The sequence below is a fragment of the Algoriphagus sp. 10J20-15 genome, from assembly GCF_055809615.1.
Genome location: NZ_JBVVUG010000044.1, coordinates 99412 through 121893, shown reverse-complemented (window position 1 = coordinate 121893; position 22482 = coordinate 99412). Strand labels below are relative to the sequence as shown.

The window sequence follows — 22482 nt, the reverse complement described above, 5'->3', positions numbered from 1 at the left end:
ATCACAATTTGAAAAAGCTTCTCTCAAGCTCTCTATGCGGGTTTAGGGAAGGCATGCCTTTTGGTTTTTTGTGTGGAAGCAAAAAAGAGATACAGATTTGTTTCTCCAAAATTTGAGAATACCATGTGGAAAAATTATCTGAAGACATCTTTTAGAAATCTGAGACGACAGAAGGGCTATACCTTGATCAATATTCTTGGCTTAACATCTGGAATAGTAGCAAGCATTTTTATCTTTTTGTGGATCCTAGATGAACTATCGTTTGATAAGTTTCATATTGAAAGCGATAGAGTCTATAGTGTCATGGTTAATAGCGAAAGACCAGATGGAATTATTGATACCTATCCCGCTAATCCATCCAGACTGAAAGAAACTCTTGTCAATGAAATTCCTGAAATAGAACTAGCGACTCAATACAGTTTTGAAAGTGCTGTATTGGTAAAGCATAAAGCTGAGGGCTTTAATGAAATAGGAATTTATGCTGATCCCAATTTTTTCAGGGTCTTTAGTTTTCCATTGGTAAAAGGCAGCGTTGATAACATTCAGAATAAGTTAAACAGCGTGTATATTTCTGAAGACTTGGCGAAAAAGCTTTTCAAGGATGAAACCTCATTAGAAAAAACTATTCTACTTGGGCAAGATCAGGAATTGACGGTGGCTGGTGTATTCAAAAACATCCCTAATAATTCTTCCCTACAATTTGATTTCGTTGCTCCTTTTGATCTCTATCTACAAGAGAATCCATGGATGCAAAACTGGGCAAGTGGTGGATCGAGAACGACAGTCTTGCTGAGTGAGAATTCAGAAATCCCTACTAATAAAATTGCTAATCTGATACAAAAAAACTGTACAGAATGCACTAGCCAGCCATTTCTTTATCCTTACCATAAGCTTCGACTTCATGGAGAATTTGAAAATGGGGTGAATATTGGCGGAAGAATTCAACAAATTTATCTTTTTGGGATTGTAGCTATTGTGATTCTAATCATGGCATGCATCAATTTCATCAACCTTGCAACTGCAAGATCAGGTTCAAGAGGTCGGGAAGTAGGAATCCGTAAATCTATAGGTGCAAATAAATCTGAACTCGTAATTCAATTTATTACTGAATCTATTTTGGTCTCTTGGATAGCATTAATTCTAGCGATCCTTTTGGTGCAATTGCTCCTTCCCTTTTTTAATCAACTCACAGGAAAAAATCTAGCCCTTGACCTAACCAACCCTATTTTCCTACTAGGTTTAGTGTCAATTACCATCATTACCGGAGTTCTTTCTGGGGCCTACCCTGCATTTATTTTATCCCGCTTCAAACCTATTTCTGTTTTGAAAGGAGATAATAAATCGATTCTGAAAGGACAGACTTTGCGAAGAATTCTGGTCATTGCCCAATTTTCTACTTCGGCCATATTGATCGTGGGAAGTATTGCTATTTATCAGCAAATAAATTTTATCAGCAACCGGAATCTTGGATTTAATAAAGAAAACATCCTCCTCATTGATCAAAATGAAGGCATTGTCAAAAGCTATGAGGGGATAAAAAATGAATTACTTCAGCTTCCAGGAATCGAAAATATTGCCTTTGGTGGGAACAGCATTTTTACCGTTCCAATCACCACAAATGATCCCGTTTGGACTGGAAAACCTGAAAATTCAAACATCAATTTTAAAATTTATCGATGCGACGAGGCGTTTATTCCTACCCTAAACATCCCTATAAGTAATGGCAGAAATTTCTTAGGTGCTCAAGATGCCTCGAATTACATCATCAATAAAAAAGCTGTAGAAGCGATGGGGTTGGATCTTGAAACTGCAGTCGGTACTGAATTGGAAATGTGGCATGGAAAAGGTCAAATCATTGGAGTTTCAGAAGACTTTCATAACGATAACCTGAAGTTTGATATTGAACCGATGATTTTCATGTTTTCTGAAAATCTTGGTTCACACTATTTCATCAAAGTTTCCAATCAAGCTTCCATGGCTGGATTAATTGACCAAGTAAAAGGAGTTTTTAAAAAATACAATCCGGAATATCCTTTTGAATTTTCTTTTCTAGAGGAGGTTTTTGAAAGAGAATATCAAAATGAACAAGTCATAGGCAAACTCGCTCTTTCTTTTACAATCATTGCAATTTTAATCTCTGGTTTGGGTCTTTTTGGTTTGGCTTCATTCACAGCAGAACGAAGAACCAAAGAAATTGGAATTAGAAAAGTCCTTGGCGCCTCTTCCAAAAGTCTTTCTCTATTATTATGTAGCGACTTTGCTATTTTAGTCTTTGCCAGCTTACTGATTGGCTTTCCTATCGCTTGGTATGTTATAAGGGAATTCTTATCCAACTTCACTTTTCATACAGAGATTCATTGGACATTGTTCTTTTTCACTGGCTTGCTGATGCTGGGACTTACATTCCTATCCGTCGGATATCATGCGATCAAGACTGCCTGGTCCAATCCTGTGAATTCCCTGCAGAATGAGGAGTAGGGTTTTGTTAAGAGATGGAAAATAACATTTTCTATTCAACAGGCCCCAATTTACCTTTTGCAGCTTCCAGCAGCGTTTTTGAATCGAACACTTTTCCCGCTTTAACCACAGTATGAACGGATCGGGTTCGATTGATATCCTCTATTGGGTTCCCTTTGATTATCATTAAATCTCCCCACTTTCCAGGGCTAATGCTACCGGCACGGTCGTCTATTCGAAAAGCCTCAGCGTTTTGCTGGGTAGCATAGTAAAGTACTTCGGCAGCTGGAATTCCAATTTCCACCATGGCTGCCATTTCCCTATGAATAAAGAAACCACCGATCCCTCCACCCAAATAATTATCCAATAACAAAGGACGATCCGTACCTATTGTGATCAAGCCTCCTGCCTCATAATACCTCAAAAGGGTTCCTTGTTTTACTGGATATATTAAGGCACAAAGTTCATTGAAACTCGAGGGTTTCACATCAGCTATAATCTTTTGAGAAAATGGAGTCAAATACTGCGCTTCATTTGCCCAATCTTCAAATATTGGAGAATCTATCATTCCAATCGCCCCGTACGTTCCAAGAGTAGCATCGAAATAAACTCCGTTTTTGATATACAATTGAATGATTTCTTCCAGTCTGGGATCTGCAGGGTCTAGGTCTTTCAAACTATTATAAGCATTGGTAGTGGTCACCAACAAATCTCCTCCCAAGAAATGCTCTACTCGATCAATCCCAATTTTGATCGCATCCTGAGGATTGACCGAGTTTCTAAATCCAGAATCCAAATGTCCGGTTACCGTAAGATTATGCTTATGAGCTTGGTCGATTAGAATTGCAAGATGCTCTTTTGAAATCCCTTTAGCTTTGAAACCAATTGCACCTCTTTTTGCCCAATAATCCACTCGATCTCGGATTTGTTTCTCAGTAAAATCAGGGTTCCAATCAGGAGCCGCCGAACCAAAATACGGTCCAGAGTGCAGGATTCTAGGCCCAAGCCTTTTATTGGCATCGATCGCCTCTTGAAGATCCCACATTTTCTCAGGCTCAATTTCTCCAGCAGGAAAAGTACTGGTAATGCCATTGGCAAGAAAAATCTTGGGCATAGCTACCGTATCATCAAAGGCTTTATTGGCATAGCTCACTCTGTAATGTGCATGCAAATCAATTAAGCCCGGAAGCACATAATCCTCATCACTTAAACTGAGAACCTCCCAATCTTTTATTCCTTCTCCATTTCTAAAAAGCCCATCTCCAATAAAAATCCCTGAGTTCTTTTGAAAACTTTTACTATCAGTATCAAACACCCAACCTCCTCTGATCACAAGGTTCTGGGAGTAGGTTTGGAAACTTACCAAAAGGATAAAAAATATGATAAGGAAAAGGGATTTTGTCATGTTTAGAAAGGAGTTTGCGTTAAAAATGAATACTGAATATACAGAAATCCCTTCCAGTATTATTTGATCTTCAAAGTCAGCTCCCCCATTCTATCTCTGTGATAATCACTCCCAGAGATCTCGTAGGCCTTTTTTACAAATTCCAGAGCGCTCACTATGTCGTTATTTGCTTCAAAATAATCAGCCATAGAATCATACATATTGGCACTTTTGGGAAAATATTTGAGCCCCTGATCAAAGAACATTTTCGCCTTTTCCATTTGCCCCATATCCATATTCATATAACCTGAAATGGTGATCAAATCTTCAGGAAAGGGTGGCACTTCAAAACCAAAATGACTCCTTAGCTTCTCTGCTCTATAATTCAAGATATCGAGTAATTCTGAGGTGGGCGTTTCAGGAATATTAAATAATTCGGTTTTTTCCATTTGAAACCAATCAAAAAGAGAAATCATCCCATTTCTTAAGGAAGGTAGAGGTACGGTTCCATGAAGGTCTTTAGGGAAAATCTCCCAATCAAACGCTAATCCTTGATCTGAATAAACTCGGCAAAGCTCAGCAAAGGCAATATTGCTTCGGGCAAACATGGTGAATTCAGAATCGTCATCCATGACATTGTCAATAGTGATTTCTGGCTTTTGCATATGCAGCTGACCACTTAGAGAAATATAGAGCGATTTTCCATTCAGACCTTCTTTCGTAAATGCTTCCTTGGCTTGCTTTAGCATCAATTGATCATCCCAATCCAAACTCGGATCAATCGCCAAATAATTCTCAAAAAGTTCGGGCTGATGGATCAAAGTATAGATCGAAAAGAGTCCGCCATAAGAATGTCCGATTAACGTTCTATAATCGCTGGCCGGATAGTTTTCTTCCACATATGGAATCAATTCCTCTCCTAGGAATCTCAAAAATTGAGCGGCCCCTCCATTCGGACCATAGCTTGGCTCGACAACTGAAGGAGTCAAATCTCTGGTTCTATTTTCTTGATTAGAAACTCCGATTAGGATCATATCCGGCAAAAAACCACCCATATAAAACTTTTGAGTCACTGTAAGAGCCGGAAACAGAATTTCCCCATCCAGAATAAACGCAACAGGATATTTCTTATCACTCTGAGTGTCAAATTCCTCAGGAAATTGTACAAAAAATTGTCTGGACTCATTTAAAACCTCTGAATAAACAGAGTCTTTTAAGCCTATCTGGGAAAGGAATTGGGCATTAGTTTCACTTATTATGCTAAACAAGATAGCAAGACAAAGCACTGCTTTTTGAATCAGGGATGACATCAGAATGGTGTTAGGGAAATACTTTAAATGGAAATTTATTTGGCTTCTTCTATTTCTACTTTTCTAATCCAGCTCAGGATAAAAGTGGTAGAATACCCCAGAATAAAGACTATTAATCCAAATAAGGGTGAGAGCAAGGTGATTTTTAATCCACCTGCCAGGTATAGCTGGATCCGCGCCGCCAGTTGCCTCTAGGGCATCAAACCCCTGGATCAAGCCCATTAAACTGTTGGCAAATGAAATCACCAATCCGAGAAGTACTGCTTGGTTGATCAGCTTTTTATACTTCAAAAAAGTAGCCACCTCCCCATTCAGATTGGCAATGGCCTTCAGCGTAAAAAAAACCGCTAGCAGTGAACAGGCTAAAATAAGTAACATCCCGATCAATCCTCCTTCTACAAATCTTTCGATGATTACATTTGATAGAACCAATTTCTGAGTTAAAATAGCTGTGATGGTGTACATAGATTTTGTGGTTAGTTGATGATACAAGTTTACAGTACTTGGTATTCTCAAATAAGATTTTGCGACCAACAACTGACTAAACTACCAAATTGACAGGAATTCGTTTGGTTTTGAAAAATACCAGCTACTCAATGTTGCCTATCCAGCAAAACCCGTCAACCATCGCAAATTCTTTGCAAATACAAATTTTTACAAGACCTTGTCCGTTTCAATGAAGAATAATAAGCGGTTGTTAATTCAGGTATCAAAGAAGCTACTGGAACAGTTATCGATCTGTTTAGGCACTCTTTTGTTCTTTACTTTTTACTTCGGCATTACTATTTCCGATCTCGCTCCTGCCTTTACTTTCGGAGTCTTTTTACTCCCAGTTACCATGGGAATGGTTAATGTATTCAGTTTTCGCCTTATTCCAGAATACCTATTTCGGCAAAAGTACTTCTGGTTTGCGCTATACACGGTTTACACCCTAGTTATTTCATTTTTCTTAATTGCCTTATCCTCCTTTTATGGCTTTATTTTCATTAACTCTTTGGAGACAATGGATAGTGACTTTATGCTGAGCAAGAATCTTTACCTCATCATCATTGGGGTATATATTATTGTGTTATTGACTTCCTTATTTTCTGCTTACCGAGAAAGCTATAAAATTCACCTGCGAAATCAGGATCTACAATATGCGCTGGTAAATGGTGAACTTCAACTAAAACAAGACGAACTCTCCTACCTCAAAATGCAGATTCATCCACATTTTTTATTCAATACACTAAATACGATTTATGGCTCAGCAATTTTAAAAAGCAATCAAACACCTGAGTTGATACTTAAACTCTCTAATCTATTGGACTATATCTTGTACCAAACCAAAAAGTCTATGGTTCCCTTACAAGATGAGATCGATCATTTGAAGGATTACCTGGATTTGGAAAAGTTGAGACATGGGGAAAAACTGAAAATCAAATCGACTTTTCCAGATAATTTAAGCAGCCAAATGATCGCTCCTATGCTTTTTCTTCCTTTGCTGGAAAACAGTTTCAAACATGGAAAGTCCCAGGGAAATGACGCTTTTGTAGAATTAAGAATAGAGGCTAGTGAGGGTGATATAAACTTCTTCCTAAAAAACTCCTTAGAGGAAACTGATCAGAATGAAACACTAACTTCTTCTGGAATAGGACTTCAAAACATCCAAAAACGCCTAGCACTCCTCTATCCAAAAGCCTATAATTTTACCTTCGAAAAAGTGAATGGCTACTTTATTGTCAACCTTCACATACAAACAAATCATCCCAAGAGCTCATGAATTGCCTGATCGTTGACGACGAACCCATTGCCCAGAATATTCTGAAGGACTTCATATCCAAGGTTGATCATTTGAACCTTATCGGGTGCGCAAGCAATGCTAACGAAGCTTTCAATGTACTACAACTTGAACAAATCGACTTAATATTCCTCGACATCAATATGCCTGGAATTGACGGGATGGCTTTCGCCAAAATCATCCCTCAGGAGATTCATATGATTTTCACCACTGCCTTTCGGGAATATGCTATTGAGGGATTTAATCTTGAGGCAACGGACTATTTGCTGAAACCCATTCCTTTTGAGAGATTTCTTAAATCAGTTTCTAAAGTAAGAGAGGCTATTGAGAAAAGCAGGGCAAATTCAACTGAAGAAAAGCCCAATTTCTTATTTGTTCGTCAAGATCGAAAAATGGAAAAAGTAAACTTCGCGGACATACTTTACATAGAAAGCTTTGCTGACTACATCAAGATTCATTTGACTGATCGCGTATCGGTTGTGCGCGAGAGCCTATCTAATTTCGAAAAAAAGCTTCCTGAAAATCAATTCATCAGATTCCACCGATCCTTTATCGGAAATATCGCAGCCATCACTTCCTATACCCATGAATTTCTAGAAATAGATGGAAAGGCTTTGACCATTAGCAGATCTTATAAAGAGGATGTTTTGAAAAGGCTTCAGCAATTTGAATAAATATAAATCTTAAAAATTCTGAATATTTTCTCAATCCATAGTGAGAAAATGATTTTTCTAATTTACTTTGTATTTCAAAGTACTTTTAACTATGCGAAAACCTGAACAAGAGTTAGCCGAAATCAAGTCTATGATGGAGCGAAGCACTCGCTTCCTAAGCCTCAGTGGACTTTCTGGAATATTGGCAGGGACCTACGCTTTGATCGCAGCCGGGATTGCTTATACCTGGATCTATTATCCAAAAGTACCTTATGGCAGTAACATAGACAAGATCAGTGATGAAGGGATAGTTGGCAAGTTGCTAATCACTGCATTGATCGTGTTGTTACTATCTATAGGAACTGCTTGGGTGATGAGTCAAAATAACAGCAAGAAAAAGTCTACCAAATTCTGGGACTCCAGCAAGCAAACGTTTCATCCAAGCGCTATTTATACCCATAGCAATTGGTGGAGTTTTTTGCTTGGCTTTGATTTCAAGAGGACATCTCGCTGTAGTCGCTCCCACAACCTTGATCTTTTATGGATTGGGTTTGCTGAATGCCTCCCACTTCACTCATAACGACATCAAATACCTTGGCTATTGTCAGCTTGTGCTTGGAGTTATCTCGGCATTCCTCCCAGGCTTTTGGCCTGCTCACCTGGTCATTAGGTTTTGGAGTACTGCATGTCATCTACGGAGCGATGATGTATTACAAATACGACAGGTAAGGTGAAGGGGAATTACGATAAGGCATTTGAAAATGTGGTCCGATTGCGGGTCATGTCCATCTTGATGGTCAATGATGAATTTGATTTTAATTCATTCAAAGAGCTGCTAGATGTGACGGATGGCAACCTGGCTTCGCACCTGAAAAACCTAGAGAAGCAAGAATACATTTCTGTAGCTAAATCATTCCTGGGCAGAAAACCATTAACCAATTATTCTGCAACAGCCAAAGGTAAAGCAGCATTTCAAGACCATCTTGAATTCCTTGAAAATTTGATCAAAGAAAACAAAACCTAAAAAAATTTAAACATTCACTTTGAAATACAAAGTACTTTCAAAACACAAAATAATGAAAACAAGCATAGAGTTTCTGAAAGGCATTCAATCCAAATCAGCTGCAGTAGCGGCACTCATTGGAGCCTGCATCCCATTTTCCTGGCTTATGTTTTTTATACTGGTCAAGAGTGGGGACTTCGAATCCTGGATGTATATCCCCCTCACCTTTATCCCATTGGGAGGTTTGTTTGGAGGATTATTCTTCTACCTCATGGGATTTGTCTGGTTTCCTTCTGGAGGAAGAAAACTGGCGGCTATCATTTTCAGCACTCTACTCTACTTCGTAGGGATATGGCTCGGTGCAGTTTTCGCATTCAGCCTAGTTGGGCTTTGGGATTAATATCTCCATATACACCTACCTATAATTTACCTCACACTTTAACTCACTAAATCATGGAAAAAGAATCAAACCTTTCTATCCTCGAAAAATTTCAGGATTGGATTTCCCGCTCTACCAGCTTAAAACTTTTAGTAATAGGCTTCATTGCCTTATTACTTTTAATTCCTCAAGCCTTGATTACGGACTTAATTAACGAAAGGCAAATCCGTCTCCAAGAAACGGAAAATGAAGTGACAGATAAATGGTCTCGGGCGCAAACTGTAATTGGTCCCTATCTGGCACTACCCTATCATACGTATCGAGAGGTACAGAGCAACGGTGAAACCAAGGTAATTAAGGAATTACAAACGGCTTATTTTCTACCTGATCTTTTAGACGTCACTGGGGACCTTCAGGCCGAATCTCTTCATCGAGGCATTTTTGATGTGGTCGTTTACCGAGGCGATTTAGATCTGAAAGCCAACTTCAATTCCATTGCACTTGGAAAACTTGATATAACCACTGAGCAAGTACTTTGGGATCAAGCCACCTTTCTAATTTCCGTGAGTGATCTAAGAGGAATTGGTGAAAATCCTGACCTAAAACTTGATAGCAAATCGCTTATTTCAGAACCATTTACTGATACTCAAACTAACTTGAAGGGTCTTCAATTCCCTGCTTACCTAGATTCTGCATCAAATGATTTTACATTCTCTGGAAAAATAAAGCTGAAAGGAAGCAAGGAGTTTCATATCGTTCCTTTAGGCAAAACCACCACCTTGAACCTCAGTGGAAACTGGCCTAACCCGAGTTTCCAGGGAGACTTTTTACCTGAAGAAAGAGTTTTGACCAAGGAAGGTTTTGAGAGCACATGGAAGGTCCTTCATTTCAATAGACCTTTTGGCCAGGAATTCACCAATACGCTGCCAAATTTTCTGGAAAGTTCCTTTGGCTTAAGCCTCAAAATGCCCGTAGATCAATACCAGCAGAGCATACGAACTTCGAAATATGCAATCCTCATCATTATCTTGAGTTTTCTGGCCTTGTTCCTCATGGAGACCTTTACTAAAAGAAGAATTCACCCGCTTCAATATACTCTGGTTGGTTTTGCGCTTGTCCTCTATTACACCCTGTTGATAGCACTTTCAGAGCAATTTGGTTTTACATCAGCATACCTTATTTCGAGCTTAGCTACCGTAGGACTCCTAGCATTTTATTCCAAAAGCCTCTTTTCCCAACTCAAAACCACAGGGATTTTCACAGGAATTCTTTCTGCCTTTTACCTTTTCATTTTTGTGATCATAAAGCAACAGGACTACGCCTTATTGATTGGAAGTATTGGGCTTTTTATAGCACTTGCAGTGACCATGTTTATATCTAGAAAAATCGATTGGTATAAAAAATAAATCAGAGTAGATCTGTTTGACACCTTTATTTGAAAGCAAATGAAATTATCAAGTTTACCTGAAAAATTAGAGAACTATTACTTCAGCATAAAGAGAAATAGATGGCACTGGTTGTTTCAACTCGGTTGCAGAATCCTTCTAGCCTATGCATTTATAGTAGCAGGAATGGTGAAAATTCTTGGTGAGCGATTTGCCAGCGGTTTATCTGTCATACATCCCATGGGCTCCTACCTGGAGGCACTGCATCACACGGGGTATTACTACACTTTTATCGGTGTTGCACAGGTGTTAGCAGCGATCTTACTTCTTATTCCTCGCACAGTGTTAATGGGAGCATTAGTGTACTTGCCCATTATTGTAAATATTTGGGTGCTTTCATATGCAGTTCGATTTGTGGGCTCCTATGTCACGTCGCCATTAATGGTGTTGGCCAATCTTTACATTCTGGCGTGGCATTACGACAAGCTGAGATACATCTTGCCTTTTAATCGATATTCGAAGGAAGTAAGCGTGCTAAAGCCTGAGAAATTCGATAAAAAGTTTCCATTTCTGTTCTTTTTAGGAGTGATTGGAATCCTGGTTTTCACCGTATTGTTTTCACGTTTTGGGCATGAAGCGATGCCTCAGAATTCTTTAGAATCCTGCAAAAAACAGTTTGTAGGAAAAGAATATGAGGCAGCTGGATTTGAATTTTGTGAATGTGTCCATACCAATGGAAACCCCTTGGATGATTGCCTAGAGAGATTTGATCAAAGCAAAAAGTAGGTTGTTATATCCATTAAAATAAAAATAGGAGATGCATATACTTGCAGGGACTTCTGTGGGAATGATCCCTGCACTTTTTTGACTCAATCAATAAAATGGTTGTATTTTGGCAAATGCCATCAAAACCACTTCTAGTCAATGGATATTTTTAGCATCATTACCATTCTTATAGTCCTATCAGCAGTATTTGCCTTTATCAATACTAAATTCCTGAAGTTGCCTTTTACGATTGGCTTGATGATTATTGCCATCGTATTCACACTAGGCATCACCATTTTAGGTAAAATCAATCACTTTTTCATCGACGAAGCTGAGTTGCTGATAGGTTCTATCGACTTCGAAACTGCTTTGTTGGATGTGATGCTGAGCTTTTTGCTTTTCGCTGGGGCGCTGCATACCAAACTGGATTCATTGAAAGCGATGAAAGCCCCGATTGCTGTCTTTGCCACTATCGGTGTGCTAATTTCCACTTTTTTGGCGGGAACCATGATGTTCTACGTTTTCATTCTTTTTGGGCATGAAATCGACTACATCTACTGTCTATTGTTTGGAGCTCTGATCTCTCCTACGGACCCTATTGCTGTTTTGGGGATTCTTAAAGATGCCAATGCACCTAAAAAACTTGAAGTCAAAATAGTTGGCGAATCGCTTTTTAATGATGGCGTGGGTGTGGTTATTTTCCTAGTGATTTTCAAAATAGCACAGAAAGGAATCGGTGCGGTGAGTGCAAACGAAGTCGGATTACTTTTTCTCGAAGAAGTGGCTGGAGGAATTGGCTTAGGTCTGGTCGCAGGCTGGTTGACATTTAGATTGATGAAAGTGATAGATCACTACGAAACCGAAGTAATCATCACGTTAGCGCTGGTGATGGGGCTATCTATGCTAGCACATTACCTTCATGTATCGGGTCCGCTGGCCGTAGTGGTAGCCGGGATTTTTATAGGAAACAAATCTCCGACCATTGCCTGGTCTGAGACCACACATAACTACGTGGATAAATTCTGGGAGTTGATCGATGTGCTGCTAAACGCAGTCCTCTTTGTATTAATCGGTCTGGAGCTCCTGATTATTACTGCAAGCGAGGAGTACCTAACTCTAGGGCTAATCGCAATTCCAGTAGCTCTTCTCGCAAGATATTTATCGTTGGCAGGGCCAGTGGCAATTTTCAGAAAGCAACTGGACTTTATCCCTAAAACAGGCTTGATGATGACTTGGGGCGGAATCCGAGGTGGAATTTCCATCGCATTAGCTTTATCTCTTGAGCCGCAAATGGAGCGAGAACTCTTCCTAACCGTGACCTATGTGATTGTGGTTTTCTCAATCATAGGACAAGGTTTAACAATAGGACCTTTGGTGAAAAGAGTAATAGGTATGAGCGAGAATGACGATCCGAAGTAACAGAAAACTTATTTTTCGAAAGTAATAGCTTCTGGACTTGCTCCTAATTGCTCTAAAGTCTCACTTATAGCTTTCACCATTGAATCAGGTCCACAAACGTAAAAGTGCTGAGAATAGTCCTGTACATGTTCCTTTAAAAACGCTTCATCAATGAGACCATTTTCATGACCACTAGCACTTTCTTTTTCAAGAATAGAAACAAAGTCTTTCCCTAACGTCTCTCTGAAATAGCTTTCCAAAATCACATCCTGCTTAGTCTTATTTGCAAAGAAAAGTTGATTTCCAGACAGTTCTCCTTTTTCTTTCAAAGACTTTATAATCGCGATAAACGGGGTAACTCCAGCACCTCCAGCTATAAATACTCCCTTTCCCTTGTAGTTTATGGCTCCCCAGGAATCATCTAGTATTAGCTCATCTCCTACCACTAATCGGTCGAGTTGATTGGTCAGCCCATCGTGATCAGCGTAGGATTTTATTACAAATTGCAAATAATCATCCTCTGGCAAAGAAGTAAATGTAAATGGCCGCTTTTCCTTTTTCCACTCTGGTTTGTTAATAGCTAATTCAGTTGCTTGACCTGGAGTAAAAGAATAGCCCTTGGGCTTCTCCACTTTATACTGCTTTACATCATGTGTTAGTTTTTGGATATCAATTAGTTTTGAAACGTAAGCCATTAAAATAAGATAGTTGGTGTTACTATATAATACGTATTCAAAGTTTTTTGTTTAGTCACTTCCTATTTAATCCTACGAGTCCGAGGACGTAAATTGAGTAATATCTTCAATATTTATATGATTTAGCTAACTTGAGCTTTGAAAAACCCCTATTCAAAAATGAAAAAACAAGTAAATCAAAGCATCCTCTTATTACTCATTCTATCTCTTGCTTTCACGGCATGTTCCAGCAAAACAGGAACTGAAGAGGTGGAAGAAACAATGGAAGAAACACAAGTAGCATCAGCCAATTTTGGTGGATTAGCTCTCTATACATTGAGAGATGCTATGTCGAAAGACCCTAAAGGCACGCTAAAAGCTGTAGCAGAAAACGGCTATGCTTACGTAGAAACAGCTAATTATTCAGATGGGAAGTTCTACGGCATGACCCCTACTGAATTCAAATCCTACTTAGAATCCCTTGGCCTGACTGCGAAAAGTGCGCACATGGGCATGGTTAATTTGGAGAATGCAGATCAATTGATTTCAGACGTAAAGGCTGCTGGAATAGAATATTTTGTCATTCCTGTACCTCCTATGGGCATGTTTACTTCCGGAAAAGATGGTATGGGCATGAAGGGTACACCAGAAGAATTGGTTAATATCATGAATACCTTGGGCGAAAAGTGTTCAAATGCAGGCGTCAAGTTACTTTACCATAATCATGATTTTGAATTCAAGACTTTGGAGGATGGAACAGTGATCGAAGATTTACTTTTGGAGAAATGTAATCCCGAATTTGTAAACTTTCAGATGGATCTTTTCTGGGTGACTAAAGCTGGCGTAGACCCGCTAACCTATTTTGAAAAGTATCCAGGGCGCTTCATTGCTTGGCATGTAAAAGACATGAATGAAGAAGGTAACTTTGCTCCTGTAGGAACTGGCACGATAGATTTCAAGAGAATCTTGGCAGAGAAGGATAAATCAGGAATGGAGTTCTACTTAGTAGAGCAGGACAATACTTTCGATTTAGACCCTTTGGAAGCAATCAAAATCAGCCATCAAGGTTTAGAAGAGATTGGATTCAAATAATCCCCCCTTTTTATAAATTAAAAGCCACCTTAATCGGTGGCTTTTGTCGTTTTGAGGATCCTGCTTTTAAAACTCAATAATAACCCACTCCTCATTTCAGATGTTTTTAGTAATTTAATCGGTGTCCCGAAAACGATAACCTGATTATGAAAAACCCAATTTTTATTTTGCTGCTTTGGCTCTTTATTCCTTTGGTTGGAAAGGCTCAGCAAGAAAAGCCAAATATTGTCTTGATTCTAGCAGATGACTTAGGATGGTCAGATATCGGATGCTACGGAAGTGAGGTAGAAACTCCAAATTTAGACTGGTTAGCAGAAAGAGGCATCCGATTCACCCAAATGTATAATACATCAAAGTGCAATCCTTCTAGAGCAGCATTGATTACAGGCTTGTATGCTCAGCAGGTTGGATATGGCGCCACTTACCTTCAGCCTCTGAAAAATGGAATCACAGCCGGAGAACTTCTCCAGTCAACTGGATATAGAACGTTGTGGGCGGGAAAACACCATGGCTACGATCATCCAATGGACCGGGGTTTTGATAGGTATTATGGATTGAAAGAAGGCGCTTCAAACCATTTCAATCCCGGCCCGCGACGTGTGAATGAACCAGAACCTGCCCAAAAAAGACCTGATCGCCCATTTTACGATGACAGGAAATTGATGCAGCCTTATTCAGTGCCGCAAGATTATTATTCCACCGATTACTTCACCAAGCATGCTTTGCAGTGGTTGGACGAATACAAAGAGGATAAGCAACCATTTTTTCTTTATTTGGCTTACACAGCGCCGCATGATCCACTAATGGCTTGGCCAGAAGACATTGAGAAGTACAAAGGAAAATATGCACAAGGCTATGAGGCTATCCGGAAAAAACGATTTGAAAAGCAGAAAAAACTAGGAATCATAGATGAAAGCTATGCGCTAAGCGACCCAACATATGAGCCATGGGAATCTCTTTCAGATTCAGTGCGACAAGTAGAAGAGCTGAAAATGGAAGTATATGCAGCGATGATTGATCGAATGGATCAAAAAATCGGAGAAATAATCCAGAAGCTAAGAACACAAGGTAAGCTAGATAATACAGTTTTTCTATTTCTTTCAGACAACGGCGCTTCAGCTGAAGTAGTAACTATACCCGGCAACGGGGAAATCGGTTCCGTAGGACAATGGACTTCCCTTGGAGCAGATTGGGCAAATGTTGGAAACACTCCTCTTCGATTCTTTAAAAACTATTCGTTTGAAGGAGGGATTAAAACTCCCTTGATCGTCTCATGGCCAAAAGGCTTGGGACATCAAAATGAAATCAACTCTTTTCCAGCCCATCTAATCGACATTCTCCCTACCCTGGCCGAACTCGCAGGTGCTAAATACCCAACTGAGTTTAAGGGAAATTCTATTTTACCTGCTGAAGGACAAAGCCTATTACCAGCTATCCGGGGTGAAAAATCGCAACGGGAAGAACCAATTTTCTGGGAATGGTCTGTAGGAAAAGCCGTGAGAAAAGGCGACTGGAAACTTGTCAGCCATGGAAAAAATGCTCCCTGGGAATTGTATAATCTTAATAGTGACCCAACAGAAACCAATAATATAATTACACTGCAACCTGAAATTGCCAGGGAAATGGAAGTTGAATTTCAAAACTGGAAAACCAGAGTTAGTCTTTATTAAAGTCTAAACTTAGTTATTGGCAACAAACCTCTTGTCATAGATTAGTCAATGAACGGAAATACCACAATAATCCTGATTTTCGGAATCCTGATCCTACATTTTGTTTTTGGGATCGGCTATTTGGTCTTCAAACTATCCCGCAAAAACCAAAACAACAAAAAATGATTCCTGTAGAAGATTAGACATATGTTCTGGTATTTACATGAAAATAAAAAACCACTTCTTAGTAGAAGTGGTTTTCGCGTTGAAACCATTTAATGTTTAGCCAATTAAACCAAAAGTGTCAAGTTGCGATGGGTATTATTGTGTCCTATCCAAGAATAGCCGTTGGTAGTCCTCGCACTTGCTGCAAGTACAAAGCTGTATGCACAGGATTGCGGTGGTCTCCAATTTCCGGATGCGGGAATCACCTTATTAACGAAGCCTGTCCAGTTTCCTTTTGCCGGAGTATAGCTTTCGCTATAAATACTGGTAGAAAGCCCTGAACCATAAGTCGCATAGAAACTAACTCCTCTAAGATTCCCTTCGGGATCATTGGCAGTAATTCGGAAATTCAAACCATCTGGAGCAGCGCCTATTGTTTCGATCGCACAGGCAGAAACTTCGCTGCTGCCATGCTTCACACTTTGTATCACTACGTCTGGCACGTGATTGTCTATATACAACCTCAACACTTGCGAATCCAATTCTGTGTAACTCGTTCCTATATAAAAAGTGACTTTCACGCTATATAAGCCCGGTAATAAACCAGAAGTCGGAAACTGAATCAGTAAATCATCTATCGAGTAGTCAGTTGCGGGATTTGTCATTTGATAATAGCCAAATGAATTGGGAGCAAAAGACTCCAAGGCATAGGTTGAGCCTGTCCAGCGATAATTCGACCAATTGCTAATCAATTTGGTGTACGAACCTCCCCCCGGACCAGCAATTTCCACTTTGTATTTTCTATTTCCTGCAGAATAGAGCTGCTGCAGCTTGGTACGATTGCCTATCAAATTCAAAGTACCCCCAAAGGCAGCATTCTCCACAGCTAGATAATATCCTGCATCTGTTGTTGCACGACCAGTAGTAGGAGAAATTTTGGTAGTTGGAATCAATCCTACACTACCTACTAAAGGACCCAAATCCTTTACAGGAATTGTCGGCTTTCTACTAAGAATTAACTGACGAAGTTTCGTGAAATCCTTGTAAAAATTACCAGGAAAATCAGTTGTAAAGCCAGGATTGCTGGACTTCACTCTGAAACCAAAATAAGTGTATGGAGTACTGAGCGGCCAAGATAACGCCACATTGATCTCACTGAGCTGTATTCTAAACTTCCATATTCTATGGGAATCGTCTGAGTTGGGGCTAGCGCCAAATTCCTGCATTACGGCCGAATTGGATGGATCTGAAAGTAAACCAGTCCACTGGCCAGGTCCAAGGTATTTTTGCTTACCTAGCTTGTTTGGCTGACCAGGGTACAAGCCATAATTCACATCAACACCTGAAGTGATATTACGATCACGGTTGTTATCAAAAGACAGCCAAAAGTAATCGTTCGTACTCGGATCATTCCCAGTATCAGATACCACATCTAAGGTGAGATAAAGGAAATTTGCATCATTTTTTGCCATCACAAATCCTCGGGAGAACTTGAGGCTTCCGGCTCCATCCCAGTCTCCTGCCATGATTGGTTTATTAATGTCAATTGGGTTTACTGCCCACTCACTCCGTAAGGGTAAAGCAAAAAGTAACGGGGATGTGATAGATAAATTTCTAAGTTTAGCCATTGTTTTTAATTGTTATGAAATTTGAAAAAAAGCGTTTGTCTCTTAAAAAATTGAGACGATTATGAAAATACAATCCCGCACTGCTCTGAAAAAAATCAAGCCAATAACGGGAACCTTAGAATATCCAAGCAGATAAAATTAGTTCAATCCGCTGATATTCAATCTCTTAGTAAATTTAAGCATTGACCAGTAAAATGATAGGGAAAAGCGCACAAAAAAACCCTGACTTGTACTAAGCCAGGGTTTTAGATTATTATTTTTTGCAAATTACTTAGCTGGAAGAACCTTTGCTTTGAGTTCCCCAAAGCCCACTCTCACTCCATCTTTCTCTGCAAATCCTTTCATAATTACTGTATCACCATCTTCGATAAACTTTCGTTCGGTTCCGGATTCAAGCTTAACTGCATTTTTCCCATTCCAGGTAGAGCTCCAGCATTGACCCAAAAGAATCTGGCTCCTGACCTGAGATCGTTCCAGAAGCGATCATATCGCCAACGTTGATATTACATCCATTTACTGTATGATGTGCCAATTGCTGGGCAACATTCCAATACATATTTTTGAAATTGGAAGAACAGACCTTGCTGCTCTTCTCTTCTTCTGGCTGGATATAAGCCTCTAAATGTATATCGAAACTATGGGATTGGTCGCATTTCAAATAATCCAAGACTTCAGGTTCTTGCACAGGACTTTCCACTTTGAATTGCTCCAGAGCTTCGAGAGTAACTACCCAAGGTGAGACAGAGGATGCAAAGCTTTTTCCCAAAAATGGACCTAAGGGCACGTATTCCCATGCTTGAATATCCCGAGCTGACCAATCGTTAAACAATACAAAACCGAAAATATAATCCTCAGCATCTGCTGTAGAAACCGAGTCACCGAGCTTGGTTGATTTACCGGTAATGAATGCCAACTCTAGTTCGAAGTCTAACTTTTTACTAGGTCCAAAAACAGGTGAACTTGATTCAGGATCTTTAGTTTGTCCTTTTGGGCGGATTACTGGCACACCTGAAGGAATAATAGAAGAAGCACGACCATGATATGCTACAGGAAGATGTTTCCAGTTTGGCAATAATGCATTTTCTGGATCACGAAACATTTTACCGACATTGGTAGCATGCTCCATGCTGCTATAAAAGTCTGTGTAATCACCGATTTTTACTGGCAACAGCATAGTGGCTTCCTTCCGATTCAGCATTACTTTTCCTCTTGCAGAATGGTCTCTCAGTTTTTCATTATCTGCAGCAAGCAAATCCTGAACGCGTTCTCTGATTTTTTTGGTAGTTACTTTACCGAGTTCGATCAGGTCATTAAGATATTCACTTAAGAAAATCCCTTCAGGCAAAAACATATCTGAAAAGAATCCCTCTTGATCAAGAATACTTAGATCCACAATCTTATCGCCTATTGCTATTCCGATACGCGGACTAAGCTTTTTGTTTTTGAAGACTCCAAAAGGAAGATTGTAAATCGTGAAATCTGAATTTTTTGCTACTTCCACCCAGGTAGTCAGGGCGTTGCTTGGGCTGTCGCTCATTGGTAAAAATCGTTAGGAGTGCAAATTTAGCCTTTCTATATGAAATGAAAAGTGCAAAAGCTGAAGTAGCCGGATTTCATTTCGCAAGTACGGCTATAAGTCTTTGGCTACTTGACCGTTGACCCGAGGGAGCTAAATTTCAATTAATTCCAATCTACAAAATCAACCAATCATCAATTATTTCACCCTGTTTTCAAGCGCTTTGCTAACTTAGGTGCCAACTAAAACCCTGAAAAAATGAAATCTGACCAAAATAAAGTTCATATCAATTGGCTTTCATAAGTCTTTAATGGTTCCTAGCCCTCACTTAAATTAATTTTATAAACAAATGAAAAACCTTCACAAATTCTGCCTGACTATCCTCATGGTATTGTTGGTATCGGTTGCTTTTTCTCAGGAAAAAAGCATCATCGATCAGCTTGAGGAAGTCGCTATAGTAGACCAAAAAGTCATGATGCCTATGCGAGACGGTGTTCGCTTGGCTACTGATATCTATCGCCCCAAAGGAGAAGGGAAATACCCAATCGTATTTTCTAGAACTCCCTACAACTTTAACACCTGGGAAATGGAGAAATGAATACCCGCACCATGCAGACTGCCCTTTCATGGGTAGAAAAAGGCTATGCATATGTAGTCCAAAATGAGCGTGGTAGGTATTTTTCTGAAGGAGATTGGGACATACTTGGCGTCCCATTGACCGATGGATACGATGCATTTGAGTGGATGTCCAAGCAAAACTGGAGCAATGGCAAAATAGGAACATTAGGTTGCTCCTCCACTGCTGAGTGGCAAATGGCTGTGGCTTCTTTAGATCATCCAGCATTGGCGGCGCTTGTACCCCAAGGTTATGGTGCAGGTGTTGGCCGGGTAGGTGAATTTTATGAGCAGGGAAACTGGTATCGCGGCGGTGCTGGTCAGATGCTTTTTACAAACTGGCTTTATGGTGTTCAGCATGACCCAATGGCGCCAAGATTACCAAAAGGTATTGAACAGAAAGACTTGTTGAGACTTCAGCGTTTTTATGACATGTCTCCTGAGTACCCTAGAATTGATTCCAAAGAAGCTTTGGCACATCTTCCTATTCAGGATATCATTAGAAATCAGAATGGTCCAATGGGCATCTACGAAGAGATGATCACCCGCAAGCCAAACGATCCCAAGTGGTTTGAAGGCGGATTGTACCACGATGATATGCCATTTGACAAACCGAGTTTCTGGTTTGTATCTTGGTTTGATGTGTCAGCTGGTCCAAACATAGCGCTATTCAATCATGCTCGCGAAAATGCCATTTCGCAAATGGCAAGAGATAATCAGTACCTCGTGATCGCCCCTGTGCTTCACTGTTCCTACACCAGAGCCTCTGAAAACACCATGGTAGGCGATCTGAATGTGGGTGATGCCCGATTGAATTACGATGAAATCATCACGGCTTGGTTTGATGTATGGCTAAAAGGAGAGAAATCTGAAGTCATGGAGGAAATGCCAAGAGTGCAGTATTACACGATGGGAGCAAATAAATGGCAAACTTCAGACGTATGGCCTCCTGCAGATGCTGTGATGACTACTATGTATTTGGATTCCGAAGGGAAAGCCAATACGCTCAACGGAAATGGGAAACTAACTCCCAAAAAGCCTAAAAAAGATAATCCCGATACTTTCAAATATGACCCAATGAATCCTGTGACATCTTATGGAGGTAACGTCTGCTGTACAGGAAATGCTATTGATGGTAATGGAGGATCCAAAGATCAATCTGAGATGGAGAAACGTGAAGATATCTTGGTTTATACTTCGGATGTGCTGGAAGAGGGTATTGAAGTTTCAGGCTTTATTGAATCCTACCTATACCTATCTTCTGATGCCAAAGATACTGATGTCACAATAAAGCTAATCGACGTCTATCCTGACGGAAAAGCATATAATCTAGATGAAACAATTCAGCGTGTTCGCTACAGAGAAGGCTACGACAAAGAAGTCTGGATGGAAGATGGGGAAGTGTACGAAGTAAAAATGACCCCTATGAGTACTTCAAACTACTTTGACAAAGGTCATAGAATCCGCATCGAAGTCAGCAGTTCCAACTTCCCACGATTTGACCGAAATATGAATACTGGTGGAAATACCTACGACGAAACCGAAGGAATCGTCGCTACCAACTCGATTCATCATGGTGGAAAGAGCCTGAGCAGGATTGTGCTGCCGATTGTCAAATAATTTTGCGCTCAACAATTACTAAACAATATTTAAAGGAGAGATCTAGGTCTCTCCTTTTTTTATTCGGTCAATCGACAATTACAATTAATTTAGTTTAAACAATATTGTATTTTATCCATTGATATAAAAAGGAGAAAAATTCTAAGAAAACACTAGAGAGTAAGGAGATTTTTTAGGATTTTAAACAAGGATTAACACATAACCAACAAACTATGATAAACAAACCTTTACTCACGTTGATACTCCTTTTCTCTGTACGATTGGAGTATCGTGGGCACAATACACCATCAGAGGTACTGTGTCCGATGAAAGAACAGGCGAGCCACTGATTGGAGCCAGTATCCTTATAAAGGGAAAAACTACTTCAGGAGCAGTGACGGACTTAGATGGGAATTACTCATTGGATATGAATAGCTCAGGAAGCGTTGAGCTGATCGTCTCATCCATAGGGTATTTGAAAAAGACCATTTCTGTAAACCAAAACCAAACAGAAGTCAACATCCAGCTGAATCAAAAGATGCTACAAACTTGGAAGAAGTCGTAGTAACCGGATTAGCGTCTTCTGTAAAACGTAGTAACCTAGCCAATGCTGTCACTTCAGTATCGTCAAGAGACCTAACAGGTACAACAACGATACAAACTACAGATGGTGCACTATACGGAAAAGTGCCAGGTGCTACGATCCGATCAAATGGTGGAGCTCCACGGAGGAGGTATCTCTATAGACAGCTTAGAGGAATTTCCAGCTTGCAGGGAGCATCTCAGCCACTTATAATTGTGGACGGAGTCTACATCAATAATGCCTCTCAGCGTACAGGTAGAGCTACTGTATCTGGAGCAGGCGCTTCCAGCCAAGATGATGGAGCAGACAGACTGGCTGATATTAACCCTGCAGACATTGAGAATATAGAGGTTCTGAAGGGGCCTTCCGCAGCAGCTATCTATGGAACACGAGCAAATGCGGGGTAATTATCATCACCACCAAGCGTGGTGCTGAAGGCAGAACTAA

At 40.0% G+C, this 22482-nt stretch carries 20 protein-coding genes and 1 pseudogene; 15 read left to right on the top strand and 6 right to left on the bottom strand.

The genetic code is table 11. The features are described from left to right. Positions 1–123: 123 nt before the first annotated feature. The gene (locus AC0L6R_RS18895) at positions 124–2478 is read left to right on the top strand and encodes an ABC transporter permease (protein WP_473272633.1); all 2355 of its coding nucleotides are present in this window, start codon (positions 124–126) and stop codon (positions 2476–2478) included. A gap of 31 nt (positions 2479–2509) precedes the next feature. Here the strand turns inward: AC0L6R_RS18895 and AC0L6R_RS18890 are convergent, their stop codons facing one another. From AC0L6R_RS18890 to AC0L6R_RS18880, 3 genes are all read right to left on the bottom strand, one after another. Continuing rightward, a complete protein-coding gene (locus AC0L6R_RS18890) occupies positions 2510–3862 on the bottom strand; it encodes an amidohydrolase family protein (RefSeq protein WP_283412710.1) in 1353 nt (450 codons plus the stop codon). A 59-nt stretch (positions 3863–3921) separates the two neighbouring features. Beyond that, the gene (locus AC0L6R_RS18885) at positions 3922–5151 is read right to left on the bottom strand and encodes an alpha/beta hydrolase-fold protein (protein ID WP_473272631.1); all 1230 of its coding nucleotides are present in this window, start codon (positions 5149–5151) and stop codon (positions 3922–3924) included. Positions 5152–5214: 63 nt separating this feature from the next. Next, the gene (locus AC0L6R_RS18880) at positions 5215–5616 is read right to left on the bottom strand and encodes a hypothetical protein (protein ID WP_473272630.1); all 402 of its coding nucleotides are present in this window, start codon (positions 5614–5616) and stop codon (positions 5215–5217) included. Positions 5617–5827: 211 nt separating this feature from the next. Here AC0L6R_RS18880 and AC0L6R_RS18875 point away from each other — a divergent pair, with 211 nt between their 5' ends. The 8 genes from AC0L6R_RS18875 to AC0L6R_RS18840 all read left to right on the top strand — a co-directional run bounded on the left by AC0L6R_RS18875 (position 5828) and on the right by AC0L6R_RS18840 (position 12535). Then, positions 5828–6913: a sensor histidine kinase gene (locus tag AC0L6R_RS18875; RefSeq protein ID WP_473272629.1), complete on the top strand. Its 1086-nt coding sequence runs from the start codon at positions 5828–5830 to the stop codon at positions 6911–6913. Beyond that, positions 6910–7605 carry a LytR/AlgR family response regulator transcription factor gene (locus AC0L6R_RS18870; protein ID WP_473272628.1) on the top strand — a complete coding sequence of 232 codons (696 nt, stop codon included), beginning with the start codon at positions 6910–6912 and terminating at the stop codon, positions 7603–7605. The genes AC0L6R_RS18875 and AC0L6R_RS18870 overlap by 4 nt, the downstream gene beginning before the upstream one ends. A gap of 91 nt (positions 7606–7696) precedes the next feature. Continuing rightward, the gene (locus tag AC0L6R_RS18865) at positions 7697–8164 is read left to right on the top strand and encodes a hypothetical protein (RefSeq protein WP_473272626.1); all 468 of its coding nucleotides are present in this window, start codon (positions 7697–7699) and stop codon (positions 8162–8164) included. A gap of 150 nt (positions 8165–8314) precedes the next feature. Next, positions 8315–8608, top strand: coding sequence for a winged helix-turn-helix domain-containing protein (locus tag AC0L6R_RS18860; RefSeq protein WP_283412716.1), 294 nt, complete (start codon positions 8315–8317; stop codon positions 8606–8608). 52 nt (positions 8609–8660) lie between these two features. After that, entirely contained in the window at positions 8661–8987 is a 327-nt protein-coding gene (locus tag AC0L6R_RS18855) for a hypothetical protein (protein ID WP_473272625.1), read from the top strand. Positions 8988–9040: 53 nt separating this feature from the next. Continuing rightward, a complete protein-coding gene (gene creD, locus AC0L6R_RS18850) occupies positions 9041–10372 on the top strand; it encodes a cell envelope integrity protein CreD (protein WP_473272624.1) in 1332 nt (443 codons plus the stop codon). Positions 10373–10411: 39 nt separating this feature from the next. Beyond that, the gene (locus AC0L6R_RS18845) at positions 10412–11137 is read left to right on the top strand and encodes a DoxX family protein (RefSeq protein WP_473272623.1); all 726 of its coding nucleotides are present in this window, start codon (positions 10412–10414) and stop codon (positions 11135–11137) included. Positions 11138–11275: 138 nt separating this feature from the next. After that, positions 11276–12535 (top strand): cation:proton antiporter, encoded by a 1260-nt coding sequence (locus AC0L6R_RS18840; protein ID WP_473272622.1) that lies wholly within the window; start codon positions 11276–11278, stop codon positions 12533–12535. An 8-nt stretch (positions 12536–12543) separates the two neighbouring features. Here AC0L6R_RS18840 and AC0L6R_RS18835 read toward each other — a convergent pair whose 3' ends face one another. Next, positions 12544–13209 (bottom strand): FAD-binding oxidoreductase, encoded by a 666-nt coding sequence (locus tag AC0L6R_RS18835; protein ID WP_473272620.1) that lies wholly within the window; start codon positions 13207–13209, stop codon positions 12544–12546. 159 nt (positions 13210–13368) lie between these two features. Between AC0L6R_RS18835 and AC0L6R_RS18830 the strand changes: the two genes are divergently transcribed. Together AC0L6R_RS18830 and AC0L6R_RS18825 are read left to right on the top strand one after the other, a co-directional pair. After that, positions 13369–14280 (top strand): sugar phosphate isomerase/epimerase family protein, encoded by a 912-nt coding sequence (locus AC0L6R_RS18830; protein WP_473272619.1) that lies wholly within the window; start codon positions 13369–13371, stop codon positions 14278–14280. 146 nt (positions 14281–14426) lie between these two features. Then, positions 14427–15950, top strand: a complete 1524-nt coding sequence (locus AC0L6R_RS18825; RefSeq protein ID WP_473272618.1) for an arylsulfatase — start codon at positions 14427–14429, stop codon at positions 15948–15950. Between the two features lie 269 nt (positions 15951–16219). Here AC0L6R_RS18825 and AC0L6R_RS18820 read toward each other — a convergent pair whose 3' ends face one another. Both AC0L6R_RS18820 and fahA read right to left on the bottom strand, forming a co-directional pair. Beyond that, a complete protein-coding gene (locus tag AC0L6R_RS18820) occupies positions 16220–17722 on the bottom strand; it encodes a hypothetical protein (protein WP_473272617.1) in 1503 nt (500 codons plus the stop codon). A 267-nt stretch (positions 17723–17989) separates the two neighbouring features. Further along, positions 17990–19259 (bottom strand): annotated as a pseudogene (fahA, locus tag AC0L6R_RS18815) (fumarylacetoacetase). Positions 19260–19587: 328 nt separating this feature from the next. On the opposite strand from fahA, the gene AC0L6R_RS18810 reads away from it, so the two are divergent. The 4 genes from AC0L6R_RS18810 to AC0L6R_RS18795 all read left to right on the top strand — a co-directional run bounded on the left by AC0L6R_RS18810 (position 19588) and on the right by AC0L6R_RS18795 (position 22442). Further along, complete coding sequence (locus AC0L6R_RS18810) at positions 19588–19836, top strand: CocE/NonD family hydrolase (RefSeq protein WP_473272616.1); 249 nt, start codon at positions 19588–19590, stop codon at positions 19834–19836. Further along, a complete protein-coding gene (locus AC0L6R_RS18805) occupies positions 19833–21473 on the top strand; it encodes a CocE/NonD family hydrolase (RefSeq protein WP_473272615.1) in 1641 nt (546 codons plus the stop codon). Before AC0L6R_RS18810 ends, AC0L6R_RS18805 begins: the two co-directional genes overlap by 4 nt. Positions 21474–21771: 298 nt before the next feature. Next, positions 21772–22017: a carboxypeptidase-like regulatory domain-containing protein gene (locus AC0L6R_RS18800; protein WP_473272614.1), complete on the top strand. Its 246-nt coding sequence runs from the start codon at positions 21772–21774 to the stop codon at positions 22015–22017. After that, positions 22002–22442, top strand: a complete 441-nt coding sequence (locus AC0L6R_RS18795) for a TonB-dependent receptor plug domain-containing protein (RefSeq protein WP_473272613.1) — start codon at positions 22002–22004, stop codon at positions 22440–22442. Before AC0L6R_RS18800 ends, AC0L6R_RS18795 begins: the two co-directional genes overlap by 16 nt. The last annotated feature ends 40 nt before the right edge of the window (positions 22443–22482 follow it).